This is a genomic window from Nitrospirota bacterium (assembly GCA_016235245.1).
GTDB lineage: Bacteria > Nitrospirota > Thermodesulfovibrionia > Thermodesulfovibrionales > UBA6898 > UBA6898.
In genome coordinates this window covers 92,104-118,228 of record JACRLO010000020.1, presented here as the reverse complement: position 1 = coordinate 118,228, position 26,125 = coordinate 92,104, and the positions used below count along the sequence as shown (strand labels likewise).

19 protein-coding genes are annotated in these 26,125 nt (G+C 51.9%); 3 read left to right on the top strand and 16 right to left on the bottom strand.

Annotated elements, in window-relative coordinates; translation table 11 throughout:
- From HZB31_09900 to wecB, 3 genes are read left to right on the top strand one after another with little or no spacing between them, the layout of a single operon-like run.
- Entirely contained in the window at positions 1–1,731 is a 1,731-nt protein-coding gene (locus HZB31_09900; GenBank protein ID MBI5848242.1) for a hypothetical protein, read from the top strand.
- Positions 1,732–1,784: 53 nt separating this feature from the next.
- A complete protein-coding gene (locus tag HZB31_09895) occupies positions 1,785–2,456 on the top strand; it encodes a WecB/TagA/CpsF family glycosyltransferase (GenBank protein ID MBI5848241.1) in 672 nt (223 codons plus the stop codon).
- Complete coding sequence (gene wecB / locus HZB31_09890; GenBank protein MBI5848240.1) at positions 2,453–3,559, top strand: UDP-N-acetylglucosamine 2-epimerase (non-hydrolyzing); 1,107 nt, start codon at positions 2,453–2,455, stop codon at positions 3,557–3,559. Before HZB31_09895 ends, wecB begins: the two co-directional genes overlap by 4 nt.
- Positions 3,560–3,771: 212 nt before the next feature.
- Here wecB and HZB31_09885 read toward each other — a convergent pair whose 3' ends face one another.
- The 16 genes from HZB31_09885 to HZB31_09810 all read right to left on the bottom strand — a co-directional run bounded on the left by HZB31_09885 (position 3,772) and on the right by HZB31_09810 (position 26,124).
- Positions 3,772–7,563, bottom strand: coding sequence for a multicopper oxidase domain-containing protein (locus tag HZB31_09885; protein MBI5848239.1), 3,792 nt, complete (start codon positions 7,561–7,563; stop codon positions 3,772–3,774).
- 1,148 nt (positions 7,564–8,711) lie between these two features.
- Positions 8,712–8,975: a hypothetical protein gene (locus HZB31_09880; GenBank protein ID MBI5848238.1), complete on the bottom strand. Its 264-nt coding sequence runs from the start codon at positions 8,973–8,975 to the stop codon at positions 8,712–8,714.
- Positions 8,976–9,029: 54 nt separating this feature from the next.
- Positions 9,030–9,440 (bottom strand): hypothetical protein, encoded by a 411-nt coding sequence (locus HZB31_09875; GenBank protein MBI5848237.1) that lies wholly within the window; start codon positions 9,438–9,440, stop codon positions 9,030–9,032.
- On the bottom strand, positions 9,437–11,191 hold the full coding sequence (locus tag HZB31_09870) for an amino acid ABC transporter substrate-binding protein (GenBank protein MBI5848236.1): 1,755 nt from the start codon (positions 11,189–11,191) through the stop codon (positions 9,437–9,439). Before HZB31_09870 ends, HZB31_09875 begins: the two co-directional genes overlap by 4 nt.
- Positions 11,188–11,754, bottom strand: a complete 567-nt coding sequence (locus HZB31_09865) for an SCO family protein (GenBank protein MBI5848235.1) — start codon at positions 11,752–11,754, stop codon at positions 11,188–11,190. The genes HZB31_09870 and HZB31_09865 overlap by 4 nt, the downstream gene beginning before the upstream one ends.
- A 71-nt stretch (positions 11,755–11,825) precedes the next feature.
- The gene (locus HZB31_09860) at positions 11,826–12,494 is read right to left on the bottom strand and encodes an FKBP-type peptidyl-prolyl cis-trans isomerase (GenBank protein ID MBI5848234.1); all 669 of its coding nucleotides are present in this window, start codon (positions 12,492–12,494) and stop codon (positions 11,826–11,828) included.
- A 467-nt stretch (positions 12,495–12,961) separates the two neighbouring features.
- On the bottom strand, positions 12,962–14,662 hold the full coding sequence (locus HZB31_09855; protein ID MBI5848233.1) for a sigma 54-interacting transcriptional regulator: 1,701 nt from the start codon (positions 14,660–14,662) through the stop codon (positions 12,962–12,964).
- Positions 14,659–16,893 (bottom strand): PAS domain-containing protein, encoded by a 2,235-nt coding sequence (locus HZB31_09850; GenBank protein ID MBI5848232.1) that lies wholly within the window; start codon positions 16,891–16,893, stop codon positions 14,659–14,661. Before HZB31_09850 ends, HZB31_09855 begins: the two co-directional genes overlap by 4 nt.
- A 56-nt stretch (positions 16,894–16,949) precedes the next feature.
- Positions 16,950–17,960: an NAD-dependent epimerase gene (locus HZB31_09845; protein ID MBI5848231.1), complete on the bottom strand. Its 1,011-nt coding sequence runs from the start codon at positions 17,958–17,960 to the stop codon at positions 16,950–16,952.
- A 58-nt stretch (positions 17,961–18,018) separates the two neighbouring features.
- On the bottom strand, positions 18,019–18,501 hold the full coding sequence (locus tag HZB31_09840; GenBank protein MBI5848230.1) for a hypothetical protein: 483 nt from the start codon (positions 18,499–18,501) through the stop codon (positions 18,019–18,021).
- The gene (locus HZB31_09835; GenBank protein MBI5848229.1) at positions 18,498–19,211 is read right to left on the bottom strand and encodes a capsular biosynthesis protein; all 714 of its coding nucleotides are present in this window, start codon (positions 19,209–19,211) and stop codon (positions 18,498–18,500) included. The genes HZB31_09840 and HZB31_09835 overlap by 4 nt, the downstream gene beginning before the upstream one ends.
- A gap of 1 nt (position 19,212) precedes the next feature.
- Positions 19,213–19,776, bottom strand: a complete 564-nt coding sequence (locus HZB31_09830; protein ID MBI5848228.1) for a DUF192 domain-containing protein — start codon at positions 19,774–19,776, stop codon at positions 19,213–19,215.
- A complete protein-coding gene (locus tag HZB31_09825) occupies positions 19,776–21,206 on the bottom strand; it encodes an O-antigen ligase family protein (protein ID MBI5848227.1) in 1,431 nt (476 codons plus the stop codon). Before HZB31_09825 ends, HZB31_09830 begins: the two co-directional genes overlap by 1 nt.
- Positions 21,196–22,713 (bottom strand): DnaJ domain-containing protein, encoded by a 1,518-nt coding sequence (locus HZB31_09820; protein ID MBI5848226.1) that lies wholly within the window; start codon positions 22,711–22,713, stop codon positions 21,196–21,198. Before HZB31_09820 ends, HZB31_09825 begins: the two co-directional genes overlap by 11 nt.
- Positions 22,641–23,828: a hypothetical protein gene (locus HZB31_09815; protein MBI5848225.1), complete on the bottom strand. Its 1,188-nt coding sequence runs from the start codon at positions 23,826–23,828 to the stop codon at positions 22,641–22,643. Before HZB31_09815 ends, HZB31_09820 begins: the two co-directional genes overlap by 73 nt.
- Positions 23,818–26,124: a polysaccharide biosynthesis tyrosine autokinase gene (locus tag HZB31_09810; GenBank protein MBI5848224.1), complete on the bottom strand. Its 2,307-nt coding sequence runs from the start codon at positions 26,122–26,124 to the stop codon at positions 23,818–23,820. The genes HZB31_09815 and HZB31_09810 overlap by 11 nt, the downstream gene beginning before the upstream one ends.
- Position 26,125: the final 1 nt, after the last annotated feature.

Sequence of the window (26,125 nt, the reverse complement as noted above, 5' to 3'; positions counted from 1 at the left end):
ATGTTGACGCTTGGTATTCATGATGGGCATACCGCAACAGCCTGTTTGCTTGAAGACGGCGAAATCGTTGCCTGCATATCCGAGGAAAGACTAAACAGGGAAAAGGAATGGACAGGCTTTCCTGCAGCTGCCATAAGGAAATGTCTTGAAACTGCGGGTAAGGGCTATAATGACATCGATGCAGTTGGGGTCTGCTCCCTCATGCCCCAGATTGGCTCCGAGCATTATTTCAACCCCCAAGGCTACAAAAAACTTTTTTCGTATGCAGCAAAGGTATGCCCCGGCAATCTGTTGCAGGGATCAGGCAACATCAAGCTCATCCATAGTCTCAGTGGATCAATTATCCGCCGGAGAAAGGAACTGATGCTTGCACACATTGCAGAGCTTGGAATTAGGACTCAGAATATCTTTTTCTTTGAACATCATCTCTCGCATGCAGCTACAGCCTACTACATGAACTGGTATAAGAAGGATAAGAATCTTGTGATAACCCTTGATGGCTCCGGGGATGCTGTCTGCGGGACTGTAAATATTGGAACAAACGGGGAACTGACAAGAATTGCAGAGGTGTTCAACTATAACTCCATCTGTGAATTTTATACGCGAATAACCCAATTTTTGGGAATGAAGCCGATGTCTCATGAATACAAGGTTATGGGCATGGCACCATATGCATCCGAGAGCAGACGAAAAGAGATCCTTGAGATCTTCCGACGATATTTTAGGATCACAGAGAAAAATCCTTTGGTTTTTCATAATACTTCGGGTTTATGGAAGTGGCAGTTCATGAAGGAATTCAGGGATACCCTTGCAGAAAAGAGATTTGACTGGGTGGCTGGTGGAGTGCAGGATTTCTTTGAGGAGATCGTGCTACAGTGGATCAGAAATGCCATAAAGGCTACGGGCTGTGGCGACCTTGCCCTTTCCGGAGGCGGCTTCATGAATGTAAAGGTAAATTATCTTATTTCAAAACTGCCTGAAGTGAAGTCTTTGTTCGTCTTTCCGAGTTGCGGTGATGAGTCTAACCCGGTGGGAGCAGCAATTCTGGCAGCTCTAAAAGCAGGGTTTCCTGAAGATACTATAAAGCCGCTTGGCATGATCTATTGGGGTATGTCATACAGCGATAATGATATCAGAGCCGCCATAGATACACATCTTGCATCTTCAGGCATGAAGATCAGCGAGCATAAGAATATCAATAGCGTTGTTGCTCAAAAAGTTGCGGACAAGAAGATCGTCGGCAGATTCACTGGAAAAATGGAATGGGGCGCAAGAGCCTTGGGCAACAGATCTATAATTGCCGATCCACAAAATCCGAATATTATTCACCGGATAAACAAAGCCATCAAAATGAGGGACTTCTGGATGCCTTTTGCTCCTGCGATTCTTCAGGAATACCGCGAGATATATCTTGAACTCCGTGCTGACTACAAGTGCCCGTTCATGACCATTGCTTCCGACACAAAAGAGGCTGCATGGGATGCCATAGCGGCGGGACTCCATCCCTTTGATAAGTCGGCACGGGCCCAGATACTTGATCCTGTAAATCACCCTTCGTTTCACGAGCTCGTTTCCGAGTTTGAAAAGCTCACAGGAGTAGGAGGGGTATTGAACACGTCCTTCAATCTGCATGGTGAACCTATTGTGTGTACGCCTTCCGATGCGATCAGCACTTTTTTGAGATCAGATCTTGACGTGCTGCAGCTTGAAAATATCCTTGTTGAAAAATGATTGACCGGCATCCATTAGTCCACCTGAAGATCAGTTCAGGGAATATAGACGAGATGCTTGCCTATATCGAAGAACGTATTATCCAAGGGAAAAAGTCTCGCTGTATTCCCCTAAATCTGACCAAGTATGTGTTTGCAAAGAAAGACCCTCAACTTCGGGATGCAGTAAATTCTTCAGACCTGATAATCGCAGATGGTGTTCCTATTGTTTGGCTTAGCAGACGATTGGGATATGATAGTGTTCAGAGAGTGACAGGGATAGACCTCGCAGAAGCCCTTATGACACGTTCTAAAGCTGAAGGCTGGAGATTGTTTGTTTTCGGTGCATCACCCATGAATCTTAAAAAAGCAGTCGACAATTTTCAAATGCGTTTTGCCGGTCTTCAGATAGTAGGCACCAGACATGGATATTTTAAGGCAGAGGAAACACCTCAAATCGTTAAACAAATTAACCAGGCCCGACCTGACATTCTTTTTTTAGGCTTGGGAATGCCGCAGAAGGAATATTTTATTCACCGTTATCAAAAGGATCTGAACGTTGGCTTCTGTTTGACCATTGGAGGAGCAATAGATGTTTGGGCCGGAGTAAAGCAGAGAACGCCAAAGGCAATTCAAAAGGTAGGGCTGGAATGGTTGTACAGAAGCATTTATGACAAGAGCAAGGCCCTAAATATATTGAAATACGGTTTTATTTTTTTAAAGGATATGGTCTTTGCAAAAAAATGAAACTACTCCTTGTTGCGGGCGCCCGTCCAAACTTTATGAAGATCGCACCGCTGATCCATGAACTAAATAAGCTATCAAGCCAGCAAGCTAGGAAGCCGTCAGGCAATGTTAGCTGGAGGCTCGTGCATACCGGGCAGCATTATGACTATGAGATGTCCAGGGTCTTCCTTGAGGACTTTGACATTCCTGAGCCAGACTATTTTTTGAATGTGGGATCAGGCTCTCATGCTGAACAGACCGCAAAAATCATGGTCGAATTTGAAAAGGTATGTCAGAGCGAAACTCCTGATCTTGTAGTGGTTGTCGGCGACGTGAACTCCACACTGGCCTGTTCCATAACAGCAAAGAAGTTGAACATAAAAGTGGCACACGTCGAAGCCGGACTGAGAAGCGGAGACATGACCATGCCAGAGGAGATCAACAGGATCGTGACAGATTCGATATCCGATCTTCTCTTTGTTTCTGAACCGAGCGGGCTGGAAAATCTTAAAAAAGAGGGAAAGGCTGCCGGCCATGTACATCACGTCGGCAATATCATGATAGATACATTGCATTACTGCTTGAATAAGTTGACAGGCTCTAAAACTGGCAGGCTGACAGTCTCTAAACCCTATGCTGTATGTACCTTGCACAGGCCGTCGAATGTTGATTTCCCGGAAACATTAACCGGAATACTGAATGCCCTTGCGGAGATCTCGCAGGATATGCCGATCATATTTCCGATCCATCCGAGAACCCAGAAGCATGTCGAGGCATGCGGGCTTATGCATATCATTGACCGTTCAAATATAAAGACGATGCCGCCCCAGTCTTACCTCGACTTCCTTGCTGTATGGAAAGATGCTGCCCTTGTCCTTACTGACAGCGGCGGTCTTCAGGAAGAGACGACTGCGCTTGGCATCCCCTGCTTCACGATACGCGAGAATACGGAAAGACCGATCACTATCGGGGAAGGCTCCAATCTTCTTGTGGGAATAACTCAGCAGGGGATCCTCAATGCGTATGCTGACTTTAAGAAGGGTCTGCGAAAGACCGGTTGCATTCCTGCGCTCTGGGATGGAAGAACTGCTCAGAGGCTTGTCGCTATCCTCCTCGCCTCATAGTCCCTTTTTTACGACCTCTTTTGCGTTCTGCTGAAGGCAGTAGCGTAAGCTTCCCTAAAAAGTAGACACCTGATGTTGTCATACAGGCATGTCCAAAAACTCAATGCCGCAATGGAGGGAGGTATTAATATTTATAACGTGTGACGTGTCCAACAGGAGAAGGGATCCGGGGAGCGTGTGATCCGCTCCCCGGACTGATTAGACCATATAACTTATGGTGTTTTAAACTGTTGAGCGCCCGCCCAAGCGCCTGAACCTGCTGCATTTATGCCACGAAGATTCCAGAAATAAGTGGTATTGCCTGTCAAGGTCGGCATTGGCGGTGTATTCACTGTGCAGGTATCCACTGCTGTTGTTCCTGTGCAGATGGCTGCAGCATTAAACGTCCGATCGCCGCCTGGCACTCCGCCAGCCCCCTGCCGCGTAAGATAGATCCGATACTGGGTTGCCCCTGCAGATGCTCCCACTGTCCATGTATAGGACGGCGTCGTGGAGCCTACGATTATCCCACCAATAGGCGGTGTGGGAGTAGGCACCCCAGGCACAGTCGCTGTTGTTACGGTGAACGATCTGGAGCCTGCCCATGCACCATTACCAGCTGCATTAATACCTCGCACGTTCCAACTGTAAGTCGTATTATTCGTCAATGTTGGCATTGGCGGTGTGTTCACTGTGCAGGTATCCCCTGCCGTTGTTCCTGTGCAGATGGCAGCAGCGTTAAACGTCTGGTCACCACCAGGAATGACGCCCCCTCCCGACTGTGTAAGATAGATCCGATACTGGGTTGCCCCTGCAGATGCTCCCACTGTCCAGGTATAAGACGGGGTAGTAGAAGCGATAACTGCCCCCGCTACAGGTGACGTGAGTGTCGGAACACCAGGAACTGTCGCTGTTGTTACGGTGAATAATCTCGCTCCAGCCCACAGGCCAGCACCCCCCACATTACTCCCCTGAACATTCCAGGTATATGTCGTATTATTCGTCAAAGTCGGCATTGGTGGTGTGTTCACTGTGCAGGTATCCACAGCTGTTGTTCCTGTGCAGATAGCTGCTGCATTAAATGTCTGATCACCACCTGGAATAACTCCTGCACCCTGCCGTGCAATATAGAGTCGATATTGGGTAGCCCCCTCTGATGCTCCCACTGTCCATGTATAGGATGGCGTTGTGGTAGCAATAGTAGCACCCGCTACAGGCGATGTGAGTGTTGACGCCCCAGGCGGTGGAGGTGATGCCGTGATTATTCCTGACGTTGCTGAGCCTTGAGCACCCACAGCTGTTACCGTGTATCTGTATATGTGGAGATTAGTTGCAGTCAAATCCGAATAGGTAGTAGTATTGGCCGGCACATCTACGAGTTTGGTAAATGCTCCACCGTCCACTGAACGATCTAAACGGAACAGATATTCGGTAGCTGATTTGTCATTCCAAGTAAGATCAACATGATAAGGAGGGCCTGCTACTATCACAGCCGATCCCCACGTCGGTGCTGCGGGTACTGCCTCGACTACATGCAATGACATTGCCCTCATCATGTCGTTTTCTTCATGACTGAGGATATGGCAATGCCAGACATATTCCCACTTGAAATTAGCCCAGGAGTTGGTAAGTGGCGTTGCATAAGCATTGCCGGTTACCGGGTCGATCTGTGTTATCTCTGTCGTGGAGCCAATTTCCGTTGCCGGGTTCAGTGGCCGAAAGCTTGATGGCACTCCAAACGGAAGAGTCGGCGCTATCGGCTTAATGGCAACGATGGTGTCTTCAAGCGGGCTGATCCTGACCGTTTCTTTCCATCCCAGCTCGGTCGGGTCAGGCAGGCGGACAAAGCCGTCCCAGCCGATTCTGTTTAAGACCTGTACGTCAAAGAGATGGAAATGGATCGGATGCGTATCCACACCGTTATGGGTGATCTTCCAGACCTGAACTCCGTTGGCTGTCAGGTTCTCTGTGGCCGGAGAGCTGTAAGTCTGCACAACGAAATTCACCTGAAGTCCGCCTCCACCGGATTTTTCGAGACCGAGGGCAGCGCGCATGCGGCCATAGTCATCAAAAGTCGCGCCCATTTCATCATGGATTGACTTGTTCTTCATTGCGATGCTCTGCGTTGTTGGGGCCACGGTACCATTAGAATCGGTAAGGGTCTTGAAACTGATGATCTTATCATTGATCTTTGGGACTATTCCCCAGTTTGGATACGTGGCCGGGAAGGTCTTGTTATAGGCCTTATTATAGGCACTATAGTCCTGTGAACCCAAAAATGCCTCATACAAAACCGGGTCACCTGTGGGGTTCATATTACCCTGTGCTACGATGATCGGGTCCTGCGCTTGCTGGAATACGCCCTTTGTGCCGCTTGGCGTAGGTCCAGGGACATAGGTCGAGGTAAAGGCAGTGATCAAAGGCGCAGTATCATAGGTTGCAGCAGGAGCTATATCAGCGACCCTAAACTGCATGATGGTCCTTGTGTTGGGGCCTTTGCCGGGAGCGGTTGAGGGAGCGCTGCCTGATGCAGTTCCGTCAGGGTTGCCGGTATAAAAGTCGTACTGAGGATTAAGCGCAGGCCATGGAGCTGAGCCGTCATTGTATAAGATCAGTGTCTTGCCTCTGTAAGCAGAGAAGTCGACGATGACGTCTGCCCTCTCAGCAGGGCCGAGGATCAGCGAGCCGCCATTGACGTTGCCCACGTTGAACATACTGGGGTTCATGTTCCATGTTATCGGTTGCGGAGGGATCACCACCGGCATCGGCAGGAAGCCGCCTTCGTTGCCGATCATGATCCAGTCAGGGCCTTTGGTGCTGCAGGCCGGCACACCACCTGCGCGACCGTCTGCAGGCCAGGTACCGGGGCAGGTCCCATCAGCAGCAAGGCCTGAAGCAGAGGCATCGATCATGGCGACTTCAGTAAGATCGGTTGCCGCGCCGGTAAAGTCAAACGGTGCTGGTGTCGGATTGGTATAGCCGGTCTTATCGACTGCCGTAAAGAGCGAGAGGGCCATGAACCGGTCATGCGCAGCATTCAGAATGCGCAGACGATATGCCTTTGGGTCAACGTCAACATACGGGTATGCAGTGCCGTTTACGAGCGGAGTATCCATGAACGCCTCTGCTCCCCATGAGGGGTTAGGCGTAGACGGAATTTCAGGCGCCTGACAGAAACCGCCAAAGCTTCCCGGAGTGGCGTCATCTGCAGGGTCGCAGAGAGGGCTGTAATACGGGTTCGGTATCGGCTGAAACGGATTATTGGTGGCAGGATAGAAATAGGGGCCGTAGGCCCATCTGCCCATAGGTGCGATACCGCTTACGTCATAAGGGTTCTGCGCAGGCATATACACATGAGGCCACCAGAGATCGCCGGTTTGTAATGGCTTGATGTCAGTTACTGTTGCCGATGCCTGGGCACCACCTCCGGTGGTGTCGCCGCCTGCAGGCGTAATAGTAACCGTTGGATTGACGTACCCTGAGCCTCCGGATAAAACCGATATGGAGGAAACGGTGGATACGACTGTGGCCGTGGCAACAGCTGGAGTATAGTTATCATTATTGAGATCAAAAATGGTGACCAGGGGCGGGGTACCCGGGTCATACCCTGAGCCTCCATTTGTTACTACGATGCCGGTAATAGCTCCTGTGCCATCTATTGTGGCATCCGCAGTTGCGCCGATGCCGCTTAGTGGAGGGTCAATGATGACTATAGGTGAGACATAACCTAAGCCCTTGTTCGCAGGGGTACCCACAGGGTCTACTATTGCAACAGCCGAAACCACTGTTGATAAGGCTGCCTTGGCAGTTGCGCCGGTTTTTCCAGGCTCTGTAATATCGACGGTGGGTACGGCCGTATAACCGGATCCGCCATTGGTAACATTAATAAACGTAACGACACCCTGATCAGCCGGGGCAGCTGTCCCAGGTCCCCAGTTCCAGGTGGGGTCAGTTAACCCGATATAGGTAGGGCTTAACGGATCCGCATTAACAAAGGTCTTGTCCATAATCACGAGCGGGATCATATCCGAGGGGATGATTCCACTACCGACGAGGCCCTGCTCAACATCGTCTGTTATCAGGTATCCTGCTGCCTCACCTGCGTACACATTAAGGCGGGTGATGCCCCAGGCATGATCATGGTAGAACATCATGCGGGAGCTCTGCTGGTTGGTCCAAAAAAAGGTCTGCTCGCCGACACCCGGAGCCGGCATGTCAGGAACGTTTTCGACACTTACGCCCTGAGGGTAATTCGGGTCCTGGTCCGTAGCAGGGGCAATCCACTGGTGCGGAGTTCCGTCACTGATCCAGGGGCTTCTGCCGCCATGGAGGTGCAGGGTAGCGCGATTCGTGCTAAAAAATCCCTCTTTTGATGGGGAAAACGTTGGAGGGACTGGCGTTACCAGGGGATCGTATTTGGCAGCAGGATCGAAATTGATTTTGTAAGGGCCTGCGCCCATGACAGTGTCATCTACCGGGAGGAAGAGGTCGCCATCTCCCCCACCGGGATTGATTTTGTTTTTGAAGAGCACCCGCACTGGCCGGCCCTTTGTTGCAATGATGATCGGGCCGAGGAAGTGAATACCTCCAGGGGTTATAGTGTTGTCAGCTACGGTGCAGTCTCCGCTGACAAGGGGTAATGCAACAGGGACATTGCAGCTCGTAGTATTTGTGCCTGGGTTTGTCTGAACATAGCCGCGCAATGTAGTAGCAGGCAGTTCAGAATGCATTACTTCTGTGTACTGTTGCAGTTCGATCTCATAATAGTCAGAGCCGGGATATGTGACCTTATCCGGCACGGCAATCGGGATCCTTTTGCCGCCAACACAGTGGTCAACAGCTGTTTTCGGATCACAGAGATTCGGCAGAGGGTCAATAAATTTCGTAAGGGGCGGTGAAAAGGCCCAGTTGGGGGTTGTCAGATAGTCCGGAAGAACGCCCGGGCCGATTACAAATTGCCCTGGGGCCGTATAATAACTGTAGTCTGTACTGAGATAGGCCTCTGCGAGCCCATCCGAAAGAAGGATCAGCACAGACAGAACTGCAACTAAAATTGAATTGAATGATCGATTACGCATAACTCCCTCCATTATACTGGTTCTCAAATTCCAAATATGATTCGTTGTCTGCGTCTGCTAACGTGGTGCCAATCATGTACGCCTTGTTGCACATACTACTTCGAAGGCACTTGAAGCTGGTTGCCTGTATTTGTGCCGTTCTGGACATTTTTGGCCCGTATTTTCAACTTCTTGTCGCGCTGTTTTCTTGCTTCCTCACGTTTACTGACCGTATCTATCTGGGTCTGAGAAACAGCAGTCTGCTCAGCTGAGCCCTGCTGAACGCTGCCCTGATTCGGTATAGTGCTGCCTGCCATTACTGTTGCGAGCAGGAAACCTACCAGCAACATTCCTGATACTACTGCCAACAGTTTTTTCATAACCTTACACCTCCTTGTGTAATACTGCGATATTTTCATTCTTCCGGCCCCGGATCATTTCTGCCTCGGCGGCCGCCTTCTATCTTCACCATAGCGGTCATCGATCCTCACCTCATATTCATCGCCTATGCATATGCACTGCCCTTTGAGAAAGGGGCTGTTGAGTTCCAAGGTCAGTTCCCTGTTCACCACACCCTTCATCAGCTGCCAGCCTCCCACTTCAGTGATATTCAGATAGTCAGTGGTAAGGGCATTGCAGCGGGTCCCGCAGAGGGAAAGCCCTGTGTCCTTGTCATCCGAGGCGCTGGTCGGTATGTATCGGTAATCGTTTACGACATAGACCTTCTCAGGCGTCTGCTGCCCCTGTGCCGCTTCAGCCGCTGTCAGCACCAGCAGGAGGGTTATGGCCATGAGCAGACTGATAGCCGATAGCTGAGCGCTGATGGCTGACAACGGGGAGCTCATTGCGCCACCCATTCACTGCGGCGTTCAAGCTGCGGGACCTTGCCCTTGCCGAGCTGTACAATAAAGCAGCCTTTTGAGGCATAGCGCTGACCGGGGCCGAAGCTGACACGCTCATAGAGCGGGAAATACTGGTCAGCCATCATGCCGATCGTATCGAGCAGAAAGTCACGGTAGTATTCCCCGCGCATATCCAGCAACGCCTTGCCCAGGACCTCGTTGGTGACATAAGACTGCCTGATAACGACCGGGTCAAATATCTCGAGCGCCTTGCCGGCCAATATTCTTTTTACCGTCTTGTCATAGCGGGCATCGTCCTGCGGCAGCCGGTAGGGATAGGTCATATAGAGCATTGTCCTCAGTTCCTCCGGGACGCTCCAGAGGGCCTTGCCGAGATACGGCGCCGATGCGATGACCAGTCCGGGACTGTCCGGCTTTCCGGCCAGGCTGCTGAGGGCCGGCAGAAAAGATTCATCATCCCATATGAGCAGGACGGCAGGCTTCTCCTCCGAGACGATCTGCTGAAGTTTTTCAGCCGTGAGTTTCTCTCCCTTTGCGACCATGATCTCTTTTGCCGGAGCATGGCCTGTCTGCTGCCAGGTGCTGCGGAATCCTGCAGCAAGGGCCTCTGCCCTGTGGTCAGCCCTGATGATCTGGACGATCGGACGGCCCTTGAAGAGCTCATACATGCCGTGGATGTACCCGGCTGCAGATTCTCCCTCCTGCTGAATACCGCGCGAGGGGTAGAGGGTATACCAGTCTTTTTGCGAAATGACCGGATAATCGACAATGGGAAAGAGATCGGGAATCCCGTTATCCTCGCAGAATCGGTGGACAGGCTCCCAGTCGCCATTGGTGATGCCGCCAAGGAGGGCAAAGACCGGCTCTGCCTTATAGTAGTCCTCAAGCTGCTTCCGCCAAGTGGTTGAAGGCCCCTTCAATATCCAGCGTGAAAGGGTAAACTGCATATAGGTCAGATTCCCTGACATGTTATAGGACATGCGGGAGACCCGGGAATCCTTTTTTGCCGCAAGGGCAAGGCTGTTTTTTCTTTCAATGCCAAACTCGATAGGGGTAAGCATGGACCTCACCGCGGTTGGATCAGCGCCCTCGGCAATTACGGCTGCAAATTTGATCTCTTCTTTGGCGACTCCCGGTGACGGCTTGTCCGAGAGCGTCTCAAGATAGGAAATCAGGATCGCCATATCGCGGCTGCTCAGGTCGTATCTCGGCATCACGCCTACCATAGAGCGGCCGGTAGGGTCGTAGCCGGTGCTGATCAGCGCAGCGAGCGTTTCATAGGTATAGGCAGGACGGACCGGCAGATAAACAGCATAATTATGTATGTAGGGCACGAACTCCGATCCCTTGATAAACGGTTCGCGGGGCTGATAGAGAATGCGGCCGTTGGTCGGCGGTGTTACGACGTTCCCTTCAAACGAGCCGAGACCGCTTCTGAGATGGCAGCTGACGCAGGTAAATGCTGTCCCGTCCACAGGCACATCACCGCTCACAAAGCCGGGAAGGGGCTTGCCGTCAGGCAGGATGCCCTCACGGTATATGCGCTGGCCGAGCCTCAGGATCTCTGCCTGATCCATACCGGCAAGGAGTGAGTTCTTCGTATCAGCCGCCTGTGCAGTAAACGGCAGCACGATAACTGCCGTGATGATTACTGAGCAGTGAGTAAACAGTAAAACAGTCAGACGCCAAAAATTACGGGCTGATAGCCTGGAGCTGACAGCGGTCGTCATCATCGTATGCCTGCCTTCTGGCTCTCGGCAAGGAACTCCGAGGTGCTCATCATGCCGTTGATCCTGATCCAGCTCTCTTCCTTCGGCATGCGGATAAAGGTGAGCGCATAGTGTGACATCTTATCCGGGATATTGGCATTGAAGGCCTTCATGACCCTTTCGATATCTTTGCGCGACCCGGTCAGAAAGTCCCATCCCGGCTTTGAGCGATAGCGCTTCAGGTAGTCCTTAAGCACAGCGGGCTTGTCATTTTCAGGATCGATCGATATGGAGACAAGATGGACTTTTTCCGACCCCCCTCCCAGTTTCTGCTGCAGGCTGGCATAGCCGGCCGACAGTACCGGGCAGATGGTGGTGCAGGTGCCGAAAATAAAGTCAACGACAACCGGTTTGTCTTCTGAGAGGAAGTTTTTGAAGCGGACCTTGTTGCCGTCCTGGTTGATCAGGGTGACATCAGGTACCGCATATTTTTCGACAGAGCGCTGATAGGTCCTGGTATCGGCAGAGGCAGCAGGCGTTAGAAGCAGGAAGAGAACTGCCGTAATGAGTAATGCGTAATGAGTAATGCGTGAGAAAGCTGACAACTGACAGCTGAAAGCTGAGAGCTGATCACCCAATGTTTGATTCGCAGCTATCACTATTTCTTCACCTCAAGCAGCTCGATTTCGAACGTTAATGTGGCGCCGGGGAGAATCAGGTCTCCTGCGCCGATGTCGCCATAGGCGAGTGCTGCAGGGCAGGCTATTATTGCCTTGCCGCCCGGCTTCATCATCTGCAGGCCTTCTGACCAGCACTTTATGACGCTCTCCAGCTTGAACTCAAGGGGCTTGCCGCGTTTGGCGGAACTGTCGAACTCCCTGCCGTCAGGGAGCGTGCCGCGATAGTTGGCCCTGACTGTGTCAGCCGCCATCGGACCTGTTCCGGTCCCTTCCCTGAGTGACAGATAGACCAGGCCGGAGGCGGTCTTTACGGCGCCTTTTTCAGCCGCTACCTTCTCCAGGGCGGCCTTATTCTCCGGTTCCAGTTTTTCGCCCTGGACCTTGCGGCGGGCACGCGCCATTTCCTGTATCCTGGTATTGTAGGCGCTCAGCTCGATGCCCGGTTTGCTGCCCGTAATAGCATCGGTCAGACCCTGTTTCACAAATTCGAGTTCAGCAGGGGTGAGGCTGAAGGGAACAAGCGATTTTGCCACACTCAATCCAATGGCATAGAGTGTTTTCTGCTCCTCAGTCATCGGAGCGTCTGCTCCAAACGCCGGCACGGTCAGCGCTGCGATCAGGGACAACAAGATTACAATACGTTTCATAGTCCTTATTTCCTCTTTTTTAAAGAGCCCGGCCCATGCATCAGGCAGGCTGAATCTCCTGTGTGAGATGATTTTGATAGACATCACAATCCTTGAAGTCACCACCGCAAAATTTAACTGCTTTTTCGGTCATCTGGCTGTTCATCTGCGAACAGTAACAGTCAGAAAAGGGATGCAAAAGATAAGGGCATCTCACCATGGCAATAAACCTTGTCAGGCCCTGCGTACCAGATTTATTGCCATCTTTTAATTCATTATTATTCTGCATCGCAATAAAGTAATAACAATTAGTGTGCCCGAAATTAAGAAAAGTTCATTTGGCAAGACTATGGATTTTTATGATTTAAAAACAACGGGTTGAAATTAGAGGAGGGCAGACTGACGCAGGGGTGATGAAACTAAATATGTGCCATGACACAGTAGTGCGCGGCACACTTATGTGTCTTTGCCTTGGGTGTTATGGCAGGTTAGGGCTCAGTGTCAGGAATCTGGAGGTCTTCAATTTTGCGGTACATGGTTCTTCTGCTGATGCCTAAAAGGCGGGCGGCCTTTGCCTTGTTTCCTCCGGCCTTCCTGAGCGCCTGTATGATCTTTTCTTTTTCGCCGGCCTGATCAGGGCTGCTTTCAATATTCCGTCCCTGCCCGATAAAATCCTTTGGCAGACATTCGGCTGTTATGATGCCGTCCCTGCAGAGGATACAGGCATGCTCAAGGACATGCTCAAGTTCACGGATATTGCCGGGCCAGTTATGGTGCATAAACAGGTCCATCACTGCAGCAGAAACATCCCGTATGTCTTTGCTGAACTTCCTGCTGAAACGCCGGATAAAATGTGCTGTAAGAAGCGGGATGTCCTCTTTTCTCTGCCTCAGCGGAGGGATGGCCATCTCGACCACCTTCAGGCGGTAATAGAGATCTTCCCTGAACTCACCCTTCTGTATTTTTTCGAGCAGATTATTGTTGGTAGCAGCGATTACCCTGACATCTACCTTGATCGGTGCTGCACTGCCGACCCGTTCGAACTCCCTTTCCTGGAGGACCCTGAGCAGACGCACCTGGACAGACAGCGGCATGTCTCCGATCTCGTCGAGGAAGATCGTTCCCTTGTCCGCAAGCTCGAACCTGCCTGCCCTGTCGCTGATTGCGCCGGTAAATGCACCCTTTACATGGCCGAAGAGTTCGCTCTCAAGAAGGTTTTCAGGCAGCGATGCGCAGTTGACCCTGATCAGGGACTTTGCGCTTCGTGTCCCCCGGTAGTGGAGCGCCTCGGCAACAAGCTCCTTGCCTGTGCCGCTTTCACCCCTGATCAGCACGGTAGTCGGGAAGTCGGCAACCTGCTCCACAAGGCTGTAGATATTCTGCATCTGCTCGCTCTTTCCGATCATGCCATGGAACTGCTTGCGCTGTCCCATGTCGGATTCAAGGTCTGCAATGCGGGTTTCATCACTGAGCACCATGACGGCGCCTGAAAATTCATGGTGAGGCCCGATCAGGGGAGAGGTCGCGACGTTGACCACCTGTCCAGGCCTGTCTTTGTGGCGGCAGTCGATGCGAAAGAGTTCAACCGTCTTCTTTTCCTGTATGGTCTTTGTCAGCGCTTCAAGGCATTTCTTCATGCAGCCGGTCGGCAGAGATGCTATCGGCTGCCCCTGCGCGCTGTTGCGGGAATAGCCGCAGATGGCCTGGGCAGCGTTATTCATCTCAATGACCAGCATGCCAGAGTCTACCGTGATAATGCCGTCCCTGACGCTCCTGAATACCGCCTCAAGGTTGGTCCTGATACGCTCGTTTTCGTCAAGAAGTGCTTTCTGCTTCAGCGCCAGGGCCGCAGTATGAAGCAGGGCCTTCTGTGTTACGGGCTTTGCCAGATAGTCGAAGGCGCCCAGGCGCAGCGCCTCGGAAGCGGTCTCAAAATTCGGCGAACCGGTCACCATAACGACCGGGCAGGTGAGGTTTCTTGTCCTGATCTCCCGCAGGAGGTCGATCCCTGTCTTGTCCCCCAGAAGGATATCTGCAAAGATAAGATCAACACTTTCTTCCGCGAGGTGCGTAATGCCTGCATCGAAGGTCTCTGCAGAAGCAACCTCGTATCCTTCGTCTGTCAGAAACGCCGCAAAGGTGTACCGCAGGCTCTCTTCGTCGTCAATGATCAATATTTTCTGTTTCATACGGGTTCCTTATATGCCGGCAGGGATACGATAATACGGGTATAGGCGCCTTCCTCGCTCTCGACAGACAACCTGCCGCCATGGTCAACGATGATCCCGTGGCTTATGCTCAGGCCGAGTCCGGTGCCGATGCCGACCGGCTTTGTCGTATAAAAGGGGTTCATCACCTTATCGATATTAGGGCTGGGGATGCCAATGCCGTGGTCTTCGAAAACGATCTGCACAAGGTGTTCTCCGTTGATTACCGATTCCCCTGCTGTTATGAGAATAATCTTGTCAGGGTCAGTCTGGGGATACTTTTCTCTGAGCGCGTATCTGGCGTTATTGATGATGTTCAGGAAGACCTGCTGTATCTGCTGCGCATGGACCTTTATGAGAGGGACCTGCGCGCCTATATCCAGCCTCAGATCAATGCCGCTTTTCTTCAGCTGCACCTCGGTCAGGGCAAGGGCATCGGAGAGGACCTGATGGACCGATACCGGTATTTTCTCTTCTTTCCGCTCGCGGGCAAAGGAGAGCAGGCTTGTCACAATGAACGAAATCCGCTCGCCCTCTTTGATAATCCTCTTTGCAATATCGTATTGTCTGGCCTCAGGGTCAGTGCTGTTGACAATAATCTGGGCATAGTTGATGATGCCGTTGATCGGGTTATTGATCTCACGGGCAACGCCGGCTGCCAGCTCGCCGATCGATGCGAGATGGTTTGCCCTCATCTGCTCTGCCTGGATACTCTTTTTTTCGGTGATATCGGTGCTCAGTTCCATGACACTCTCGACTTCGCCCTTCTCGTTTTTTATCGGATAGGAACGCACTGCCCAGAGTCTGCCGTCAGGCGTTGTTATCTGGCTTGTTTCCGGATTCCCTGACTGAATACTTTTCAGCACAGGACAGTCGTCACAGGGTCTGTCCTGATCATGCCAGAGCGTATAGCAATGTCCGGAGCCCTGATCTGCCGCAGGCATGAGCGCCTGAAGTGCGCTTTTATTCGCCCACTTGACCTTCAGGTCAGGCGACAGGACAATCAGGCTGTCAGGTATCTCATCAAGGAGTACGTTGAATTGCTGAGAAAGCTGCCTGAACCTGCCCTCACTTTGGCGCAGTGCTTCTGCGGTCTGCTCATGTCCGATAATCTCCCGGCTGAGTTTCTCATTGGTCTTTGCAAGTTCATTGGTGCGCTGATCTACCAGTTTCTCAAGTCTGTTGCGGTAGTTCAGGAGTTCCTCTGCATTCTTCTTCTGCGCGGTGATGTCCCTGGCAACATGGACAGACCCGATAAAGGTCCCGGAATCGTCGATCAGGGGTGAGACGGTTACGAGAAAGTATGCGTCAAATTCCTTTTCGTAGATCTCTGCTGCGTGTCCCTGCATGTCATGCAACAGGAATGCATGGGGACAGGATTCGATCGGGGCGGATGTCTTATGGAACAGCTCATAACATTTTTTCCCGAGGATGTCCTTCAGCTCAAGGCCCACCTTCTCTGCCATTGCCCTGTTGGCGCGGACGATCCTGTGGTCTTTATCGATGACCGCGATCAGGTCGGGAATAACGTCAAAGGTGTGCTCCCATTGGTGTTTCGCATTAAGGATTGCAGCCTGCATACGCCTGTTCAGCCGTTCCCTGTACCAGAGCCCGGCTACGGCAGCGCTGATAATTGTGGTCCACGCAATAAGAATGAGAATGATCAGTTTTTTCGATCGCTGCTCATCTATGGCCTGAAGTTCCTCAAGCTGTTCGTCAAGAATGAATGCCTTTACAAGAAATTGATGGTATACGCGGTCCATGCTGTTTATCTCAGACAGGGACTTGTCTTTGTACACATTCCGTGCCAGTTCTCTGAACCTTACTACCAGGGATCGGAGGTTTTCCATATCATCCCTGAAGCTGCCATCAGGCAGGGGTTTGATCGTATGACCGTGGAGTGACACCCCTCCGTGAAGCACTGCCGAGGCCATCGCCTCTGTCCGGTCAATGCCCTGCCATACCAGGGCGATGTCCTGACCTCCTATGCCCCGCAGGTCCTCTTCCAGTGCGAGATGGGCCTTGCTCAGTTCGATCTCCATCTCATGGACAACGTCGGTATAGAGATAAGCCTGCCGCATGCTTCTGCTGATATGGTCTACTGCGGCAATGAGTCCGATTGAGGCGATGCCCAGGAAAAGGAGCGCTATTGGCAGCCGCTGCACTATGAAGTCACTGACCCTTGTTTTCGTATCAGGTTTTTGGGTGAACATGGTTTAGTTGCCAGGCAAGGCAGGTTGGGGTTTCAGCCCTCTGCCTGTCCCGGCGCTCAGCTTTTGTAATACCATTGATACCACTCGACAAATTTCCTTATGCCTTCTTCTATCGAGGTGGAGGGCTTGAACCCGACGTCATTGATCAGATCGTTGACATCTGCATAGGTGGCCGGAACGTCACCTGCCTGCATCGGAAGAAGATTTTTCTCCGCCTTCCTACCGAGGCAGGTTTCAAGCACTTCTATGTAGTGCATGAGTTCGACCGGGTTGTTGTTGCCGATATTGTAGAGCTTGTACGGGGCATAACTGGTGGCAGAGTCAGGTTTATCTCCTGACCACTCAGGGTCCGGTGCAGGTACCCTGTCCATGACCCTGACAATTCCCTCGACAATATCGTCTATGTAGGTAAAGTCGCGCTGCATCTTTCCGTAATTGAAGACATCGATCGGTCTGCCCTCGATTATCGCCCTGGTAAAAAGGAAGAGCGCCATGTCAGGCCGTCCCCACGGCCCGTAGACCGTAAAAAACCGCAGGCCGGTGCAGGGTATCTTAAAGAGGCTGGCATAGGTATGGGCCATCAGCTCGTTCGCCTTTTTTGTGGCTGCATAGAGCGAGACAGGATGGTCCACGTTGTCATGCACGGAAAAAGGCATCTTCGTGTTTGCGCCGTACACCGAACTCGATGAGGCAAAGACGAGATGCTTCACGCTGCCGTGTCTGCATCCCTCAAGGATGTTGCAGAAGCCGCTCAGGTTGGTGTCCACATACGAATGCGGGTTGATGAGGGAGTAGCGCACGCCTGCCTGGGCCGCAAGGTTCACCACGACATCGAACTTCTCCTCTTCGAAAAGCCTCTTCATGGCGTCTCTGTCTGCAAGATCAATGCGCACAGGCTTGAAGTCAGGGTTCATGGCAATCTGCTTGAGCCGGCTGAGCTTGAGGTTGACGTCGTAGTAGTCGTTGAGGTTGTCCAGGCCTACAACCTGGTCTCCCCGTTCGAGCAGTCTCCGGGAAAGATGAAAACCGATGAAGCCGGCAGCGCCGGTGACGAGTATCGTAGACATAAAAACTCCTTACAAGCACGAGTAGAGATAAAAATAATAACACAGTCTCCTGTAATATCTATGCCTTTCTGAGCGATACTTCCTCGACTTCAAGGCGTGAGTTGAGGGCTTCAAGGAGGATGACAACCCTGTCTCTGCCCGGCACAGGATGCTGAAAGATACCGTAGAAGCTCGCAAAGGGGCCTTCCCGTATGACGACGCGGTCGCCTTTTATCAGGCTCTCCAGCGCAGGCGTTATGATGTCGTCTTCCATCTGCTGCTGCATGGCGTCGATGATTTCCTTTGGCACAACAATAGGATGGTCTTTGCCGACGATGTATTTGACGCCCCGGGTGTAGCGGATCATGTGATGGTGGGTATCGCTGTCGAAACAGGCGAAGATGTAATTCTTAAACAGGGCTTCAATGACCTGTTCATACCTGCCCTGGCGATATTTCCTGATGCGGATCTTCGGGCTGAGCACCTGAAGCCCGGCATTTCTGAGCATCAGTGATACGGACTCTTCACACTGCGGTTTGGTATATATGGCATACCAGTTCAAGGCAGCTCTCTGTTTTGGAGAACAGCCCCCGGGTTGGCGGTGAACATCCTCAGGGCCTCGTCCGCGTCAAGGATATCGGTTACTTCGCGGTAGGCGCGGGAAAGAACAGGGACTCTCCCTTCTGTGCCGTGGGCGTCTGTGGCCACAAAATCCACATATCCCTTTTTGAGCAGGTGCAGCGAGAACTTTCTGATATGCCTGCCGAAATCGCCGGTAATACTCATGGCAGTCAGCTGAAACAATGCGCCGGATTCCCTGAGAGTATCGGCTTTTTCGAATACGGAAAGCAGACTGTAGTTGCGCTCGGGGTGCGTGATGATCGGGACGTACCCCTTGATCTTTGATTCAAAGATGAAATCATCAAGATGCGGAGGGATGAGGTCAGGAAGTTCGAGCAGAAAATACCGTGAATCGTTGATCGTCGGCAGTTCCCTCTTTTCCATGGCTTCGAACAGCTCGTAGGTGAGCCTGACATCCGCTCCGCTGTACAGTCTGACCGGGCTGCCGTGTCTTGCTGCTTCATCCTGAACTGCCCTGAGGTTAGCCAGGATATTCAGAAAAGAGGGGCCCTCTCCCCGACTGAAGTGGGGTGAGGCCACAATATGACCGATACCGTCTCCGGCTGCAATCTCGAGCATCTTCATGGTCGCCTCCATGTCAGGAGAGCCGTCATCAATGGCAGGCAGTATATGACAGTGGATATCAATCATTTCATTCTTCAATGACCATGGTGTCGCCGACGGACAGACCCTGTTTCCGGGCCATGCCCGCATTAAGTTCAAGAGCGTAGGACGGCCGCTTTCTGGGAAAATATAAGGGGCACTGTCTGCAGGGTTGGAGGTTTTCGAGGATCTCGGTGATCTGCTTATCCTTTCCCATAAAGATGATGTCAAGCGGGATCCGCATGCCTTTCATCCAGAATACGTGATCCTCTGAGGCTTCAAGCACAAAGAGCATGCCCTGCTCCTCCGGCATGCCATCTCTGGAGGAAAGCCCCTTTCTCAGGCCCTCCTTATCTCGAATCACCTCAACAAGGAAGGTCTCTCCGGCCTTTTCTCCCGACAGGTCTTGGGCTGCTCCCGATGGTTTACGAAACACAGCTTTTTTGAGGGTCGGTCCTGCTGACGTCGAAGTTTCTGCAGCGCAGGAAACGGCCATTGCAGACAGCACGAGAAACAGAAGCAGGCAGAGGCGCAGAAGCGCAACGGCGTAACCCGGAACATTGTTCTGATCGAAATAACGGATAGGCACCTGTCGAATCGCCCGTGCATGCATTATTTTTGCGTTAGCTCCTTTTCCCAGTCCTCTGCACCATGGTCAAGCAATCCCTCCTGTGTTCTGTCGCCTGCTGCCTGTTCCCTGTCGTTGTCCTGCAGTCCATTGCCCTTTGCCTCCGTGCCCTTCGATTTTCTTCTATGGTATTTCTCTCCTGAGGTTATGCTGAGAGACGAGAGCATGCCGAGCACGACAGCAAACAGCAGCATGTTCGAAAGGATATGGAGGTTGAAATCAACGATGCTGTGCATCATCATAGAAAAAACTGAGGCAATCACGGCGATCCGTATCAGACCCCGCTTCCCCTGAAAATCCGCTTTTGCAAAGGAATAGAGGAGAAAGCCGGCAAAGGTCAGGAGCAGCGCCATGCCGATCGTTCCGGTTTCGAGCATAAATTCGAGATAGTCATTATGCGCATGGTCAATGATGCTCTGAACGGAGGCAGGAGAATAAAGGTGGAACATATCGATAAACGTGCCCAACCCCGTACCGGTGAACCAGAAGTCCCTGCCTGCGGCAAGGGTAGATTGCCAGACAATAAGACGCTGATCTTTCGTGATATCGGTTGCATAGAAACGATTTATGATTGGGTCGATGCCGATGTACACAACGTATGCGGCAACGATGATCAGAAAAACGGAGATCGCCCAGAGAGAGCGTGTCCGCACTCGTGTAATTACAACGAGCAGACTGAAGAGCGCCATGCTCGAAAAGAAGCTGATGATGCCGCCCCGCGAGAGGGCAGCGATAAGCGATACGGTCATGATGACTGTCAGAAAGCCGAAGAAGATGAACTTCTCCCGGTTTTCCCGGGTCAGGGTATAGCCGAGCCCGAGAGGGATGAGCATGCCGATGAACCCGGCAAAATGGTTTCTGTTTACAAAAGGGCCAAAGGGAGAGCCGCCGGCTGTCAGCTGCCGGATCCAGTAGATCTTATCGTTCCAGGTCGCCTTCTGCACAATCCCAAAGACTGCGAGGCAGAAGCCAAAGACAATCAGCGTGACGATCATCTTTGTCAGGTTTTCTCTGTCCCTGAAGACGATCGAAGAGATGAAGAACACCACGAAAAACGCGGCTGCCCTGAGAAGTTCATGTAAGGTCAGGTAAGGGTCAAAACTGAGCGGTATGAATGCCATGTCGGAGACGCGGTAGAAGTCCCTCGTGCCTGCCGTGGCAGGGGAGATAATACTGACTACTGCTGCAGGAAGGGGAACGAGCTGAAGACCGATATAGCCGCAGAACATGAGCGCCACGAGAAACAATCTCCCGGTGTTTTCAGGCAGATTCCCCTTATTTTTCCGATTCGTGAAGGACCAGAAAAGGCCTGTGGCAAAGACGAGACTTATTACGGCTGCGGCGGACCAGACCTCAACTGCCCCGAACAGGAGCGTTGCAAGCACAATGATGACTGCCAGCATATTACTTATCATAATTTATGCTGATGATCCTCAGCTGGGAGTTTTCCCTGATCAGTTTCCATACGATTTTTCCGCTGTATCGTGCCCAACGGTCTTCGGCAGAGATGTACCGGTTAATCGTATAGGTGCCGGACACGGTTGTGGTCTGGCCATCTGTCCGGATATCCATATTGCTGATCTTATAGTTATTGATCTTCTCGCTGAAAGTCGCTTTATAGGCGCTGCGCATCTCGTTATAGGTCAGGGTATTGTTTTCTACGGCAGAGCGGGAGAAGAGCGCCAGAAAGGCGTTCAGATCGTTTTTTGTATATACACCGATATATCTCTGCATAAATTCCTCAACCTCTTCTTTTGTGATCTGCTCCGTCTTAGGCTCTGCGGCTGTCTGCCGTCTGGCTTCCTGCAACGGTCTGACCGGCTCGGCAGATTCAGCCGGGGCCTTCTGGATGTCGGCATGCAGCTGCTGAGGGGTTTCTCTTTGGGGCTGCTCTGCGTTTGCAGGCCTGAGCGGAAGCTGCTGAGGGGTTGTGTTATCCTGGGGCCTGTCTTCTTTTTTTGCGGCTGCGGTCTGTCTGTCGGCTCTGGTGTCAGTCCTGACTTTTTCTTCAGCCTGCTTCGGTCCATTTGGTTTGAACCAATGCCGTATTGTCTGAAGAGGTGAAGCAGCGGCTGAACGGTTTTTTGTTTCCTGGGCCGGAGGGACTGGATCATTACTCCGTTCAACAGGAGCCGCAGGCGAGTGTTCCTGAGCATGTTCCTGAACGGCAGCTTTCGATTTTCCCTCACCGCTTCCTGCTCTGGCCGCTTCCGGGGCAAGTTCCGCTTCAAGGTGCGACGACTTATTCTGGTTGTATATGAATCCGAAGACGATCAAGGCAGTGAGGGCATAGAGTGCAAACAGGATCTTTGGCATGTAGGGACGGATGCTGTTCCACGCCGCAGAAGAACCCTCATGCCTGCGCCGCCGGCCGGCCGTCCTTGACGGCTGCAGATGAGGAAAGATCCCGTGTGCATTCGCCGGTGAGAATTTCCGGCTCAGCATCTGCTCATTGAGCCTGCGGTCGTATTCCGCCCGCTTTGCTTCGTCCTTCAGCGCCGTATATGCCTCATTGACCTTCTTTGCCCGCTCTGATACCCATTCTTCGTTGCCGACCTGCTTGTCCGGATGATAGAGGAGCATGAACTTTTTCCATCTTCTGCTCAATTCTTCCGGTGTTGCATGCTGCGGCAGACCGAGGGTGACGTAGAAGTTATTTTCATGGTTAAAGTGCATTTTGGAGATGACGAAGCTGGCGCCGTCGACAAGATATTTCATGTCGATGCTATGCCGGTGTGCAAATTCCCTTATTGTCTCATTGCCCTGAGAGATCTCAATGAGGGTGTCAAAGCAGTTGATCGCCTCGCGGTACAGGCGTTCAGGTTCATCCCCCCTGTATGACAGGGAGATTACCTGGTATGCTTTTTGGAACTGCTCGTCTGATTGGCTGTTTGTGGTTTCAGGATTATCCCGTCTATCCATGCCGTTCCCTCGATTTTGTTGTCAAGCTTTTGAGCGCAGTGGTGCCCCTGTACCTGAATAAATACCCCGTTTTTCGTGGTGATGCCGTCAGTTTTTATGTAGGTCCGCAGCGAGTAATAGGTGCCGGCAACGATCGGCACCACCTGCTGTGCAATTGTGACGTCCGGATTATTCTGCCCGTCGAACGAAACTCCCAGGGAACGGGTGCCGGTCATCTTGACCGAATCATCGATAAAGACATTTACCCCCTGGACCTCGGTTATCTTCCAGTCAAATCCACCGTTGAGGGGTTCGTTTTCAAATCCGTGATTCCAGAGAAGGGAGTTCGCTTCGCGTCCATGCATGCCCTCGATCTTTGCCGTGACCTCGTTCCAGACAGACTCTGCCTGACCATACAGGTCCTGCTGGATCAGAAAGTTCGTATAGGCCATAAAATCCTTCTTTTCGATGCTGCCTGGATCAAGCGTTTTCCATGCATCTGCCGATTCTGCAGCCTTTTTCGCAGAGATCAGGTATGACAGATACCCTGCCTGATACCGGTATGACTGCGGAACAATATTGGCGATAATAAAACTGTTTTCAAGCTTGAGCTTCCAGCAGAGGTCATAGACCATTGACTGCATCGCAGGGTCAAGGAGAAGATACTGCCTGAGTACAGCCACAGCCTTTTCGGTCATGTTGTTCATGAGATAGAACGTCCCCGCTTCCCACAGGAGCGGGGGGTTGTTGGGGTTCAGTCTGACCGCCCTCTCGAGAGCATGCTCAGCCTCTGTCTGCTGATTGTTCAGCTGGTACGCCTTTGAAAGGTCGATCCAGACGCCAGGCTGAAGAGGGCTGCGCCTGAGGGATTCCTGATACGCTTCGATAGCCTTCGGCATATCAGGGTTCTCCAGGCTCAGGTGGTAGTACTTGCCGAGCATATAGTGATACGATGCGTTTCCGTTGTCCCAGCGGATTGCCGAGCGGAGGGCGTTTTCGTCCTGTTCCCTGAAGTGATACCAGCCAAGGACCCTGGTGGCAAGGGGCAGGAGAGATGCGATGAAAAGGACAAGCGCAACGACAGAGATAAGCGCTGCCGGGGCAGCTCCTCCCCTGCCGGATTGGCTATTTTTCATCACTCGTATAATTCTGGTAGTAATACTGGTAGTAGGAGTAATAGCCGTATTTCATGTTCGGCTCGTTGATGGCATTCAGTACAACACCCAGGACCTTTGCATTGACGCTTTCGAGTATCTTTTTTGCCTGCACCGCAGCATCTTTTGGGGTCAGACCAGACCGTACGACCATGATTACGCCGTCTGTCTGTGTGCTTGCTACCGCGGCATCAGCAAGCCCGAGAATGGGCGGCGTATCGAAGATGATATAATTGTAAAGCGGGTACAGGCCGTCAATCAGTTCCCTCAGCCGGTAGGAACCGAGCAGTTCTGCAGGATTAGGCGGCAAAGGGCCTGATGTTATGACATCGAGGTTCGGGATGTCTGTATGCTTCACCAGGGCATCGCCGAACTCATCGTTTCCGGAAAGATAGGACGACAGCCCCGTCGTATTGCTCATCTTGAAGACCTTATGGAGTCTTGGTCTGCGCATGTCAGCGTCAAGGATTACCACTTTTGCGTCCGACTTGGTAAGGCTGATGGCTGTATTGATCGCCGTCGTTGTCTTTCCTTCCTCCCTCCGTGCGCTGGTGACCATCATTACCTTCGGCGGTTTTCCTGCCGTAGAGAAAAGGAGAAATGTCCTGATGGACGAGTACGCCTCGCTCAGCTGGCTCTTGCTGTCAGAATGGCTTATGTATTCGACGGGCGAAGCCTTGGTCTGTTGCTGTTTCGCGGTGACCTTATCTTTTCCTCTGCCGGACTTCAGGGATATTTTCTCCGGGGCGTAGAGCGGCACAAGGCCGAGCGAAGGCATGTACATTTTCTTTTCGATATCTTCGGGTGTTTTGATCGTGTTATCCAGATATTCAGTAAAGAAGGCAAGTCCGATCCCCCCGAACAGGCCGATGATCAGAGCAAGCAGAAGGTTCCTGCCTTTCTTGGGGGTGAAAGGACCTTTCGGGACCTCAGCGCGATCAAGGATCTGTATGTTGCTTGAGGTGAGGCTTGCCGATATGCCGGTCTCTTTCAGCCGCTGCAGCAGACCATGGTAGAGTTCCTTGTTCGTATCAGCCTCGCGCTTCAGGATCTGATACTGGACAGAGCGGTTATTGAGGTCAAGTGCTTCCTGCTTCTGCTTTTCAAAGGCTGACTTGAGATATGCCTCGCGTTTGACTGCCGCCTCATAGTCTTTCTTTATGCTCGAGACGACCCTCCTGGTCTCGGTATCCAGCCGCTTCTTTACCTGGTCCATCAGTTCCTTGAGCTTTACCATCTTGGGATAGTCGGGCTTGTAGGTCTTGAGGTTCTGATTGTAGTCTGATTCGAGGGCAGCGTAATCTTTCCGCATGGCCATGACCAGGGCATTGTTAAGCACGATGGGGCTGGCCTCGGCATCGCCGGATTTTACTTCGTTATAAATCGCTTCTTTTTGTATCCGCTCGGACGTTGCCGTGATCATCTCGGTGGAGAGCGCACCAAGTTTTTTTGAGACAAGGTTTTCACTGCCGCCGCTTTTGCCGTCCTTTTCATCGACCTTTGTCTCAAGGAAGATGATCTCGTTTTTCCCTGCATACTCGTTCAGCTTTTCCTCTGCCTGTTCGACCTTGGCCTTCATCGCCTCAAGCTGTTTTTCGAGCCATTCGCGTGCCTGCTGCGTTGCCTCGAACTTCGATTCGATGTTCAGGTCAATGAAGGACTTGGCGATGGAATCGGTCACTTTTGCCGCAAGCTCCGGGTTGTAAGAGGTAAAACTGACATTAACGAGGCGTGACTTCTGCTGGGGGATGACCTCTACTCTTTTGAGAAAGCCGTCTACAAGGGTTGAGTCAATGCCTTCTTCCTTGAGCAGATTGTCAGGCTTTTTGAGAAAGGAGGCAGCCTTGAGTTCCGCTTTCTGTCCTGAAAACTCAGGGTTTGCGTCAAGCTTCATCTGCCGGATTACTCGTTTGGCAAGATTTCTCGATTTGAGGACCTTGAACTGGGTCTGGTAGTAGTCCTCTTCCGGCCGTTCTACCGCATAGACATCCTTGAAGGTGAGGATGTTGGGGTTTTCCTTGTCAATCCTCAGGGTGACCGTTGACTTATACTGCGGCTTCATCATAAAGGTGCCGATCGTTACGGTCGTGAAGATCGTCAGCAGGAAGGTGATGACGATCCACTTTCTTCTGAGAATGATCTGGAGATAATCCCTGATATGGACGTCGTCTTCGCCATAAGGATAATAGGAACCGGGAACGAGGGGGTGTTCGCTTACTTTTTCCAGGGCCCTGCTTTTGTTGTCTTCCTGCGAAGAATTTGTTCTGTCGTCTGCCATA

Coding starts and splice junctions, on each gene's coding strand:
- HZB31_09900 (MBI5848242.1), top strand. CDS start 1: ATGTTGACGCTTGGTATTCATGATGGGCATACCGCAACAGCCTGTTTG.
- HZB31_09895 (MBI5848241.1), top strand. CDS start 1,785: ATGCTTGCCTATATCGAAGAACGTATTATCCAAGGGAAAAAGTCTCGC.
- wecB (MBI5848240.1), top strand. CDS start 2,453: ATGAAACTACTCCTTGTTGCGGGCGCCCGTCCAAACTTTATGAAGATC.
- HZB31_09885 (MBI5848239.1), bottom strand. CDS start 7,563: ATGATCCCGCTCGTGATTATGGACAAGACCTTTGTTAATGCGGATCCG.
- HZB31_09880 (MBI5848238.1), bottom strand. CDS start 8,975: ATGAAAAAACTGTTGGCAGTAGTATCAGGAATGTTGCTGGTAGGTTTC.
- HZB31_09875 (MBI5848237.1), bottom strand. CDS start 9,440: ATGAGCTCCCCGTTGTCAGCCATCAGCGCTCAGCTATCGGCTATCAGT.
- HZB31_09870 (MBI5848236.1), bottom strand. CDS start 11,191: ATGATGACGACCGCTGTCAGCTCCAGGCTATCAGCCCGTAATTTTTGG.
- HZB31_09860 (MBI5848234.1), bottom strand. CDS start 12,494: ATGAAACGTATTGTAATCTTGTTGTCCCTGATCGCAGCGCTGACCGTG.
- HZB31_09855 (MBI5848233.1), bottom strand. CDS start 14,662: ATGAAACAGAAAATATTGATCATTGACGACGAAGAGAGCCTGCGGTAC.
- HZB31_09850 (MBI5848232.1), bottom strand. CDS start 16,893: ATGTTCACCCAAAAACCTGATACGAAAACAAGGGTCAGTGACTTCATA.
- HZB31_09845 (MBI5848231.1), bottom strand. CDS start 17,960: ATGTCTACGATACTCGTCACCGGCGCTGCCGGCTTCATCGGTTTTCAT.
- HZB31_09835 (MBI5848229.1), bottom strand. CDS start 19,211: ATGATTGATATCCACTGTCATATACTGCCTGCCATTGATGACGGCTCT.
- HZB31_09830 (MBI5848228.1), bottom strand. CDS start 19,776: ATGCATGCACGGGCGATTCGACAGGTGCCTATCCGTTATTTCGATCAG.
- HZB31_09825 (MBI5848227.1), bottom strand. CDS start 21,206: ATGATAAGTAATATGCTGGCAGTCATCATTGTGCTTGCAACGCTCCTG.
- HZB31_09820 (MBI5848226.1), bottom strand. CDS start 22,713: ATGGATAGACGGGATAATCCTGAAACCACAAACAGCCAATCAGACGAG.
- HZB31_09815 (MBI5848225.1), bottom strand. CDS start 23,828: ATGAAAAATAGCCAATCCGGCAGGGGAGGAGCTGCCCCGGCAGCGCTT.
- HZB31_09810 (MBI5848224.1), bottom strand. CDS start 26,124: ATGGCAGACGACAGAACAAATTCTTCGCAGGAAGACAACAAAAGCAGG.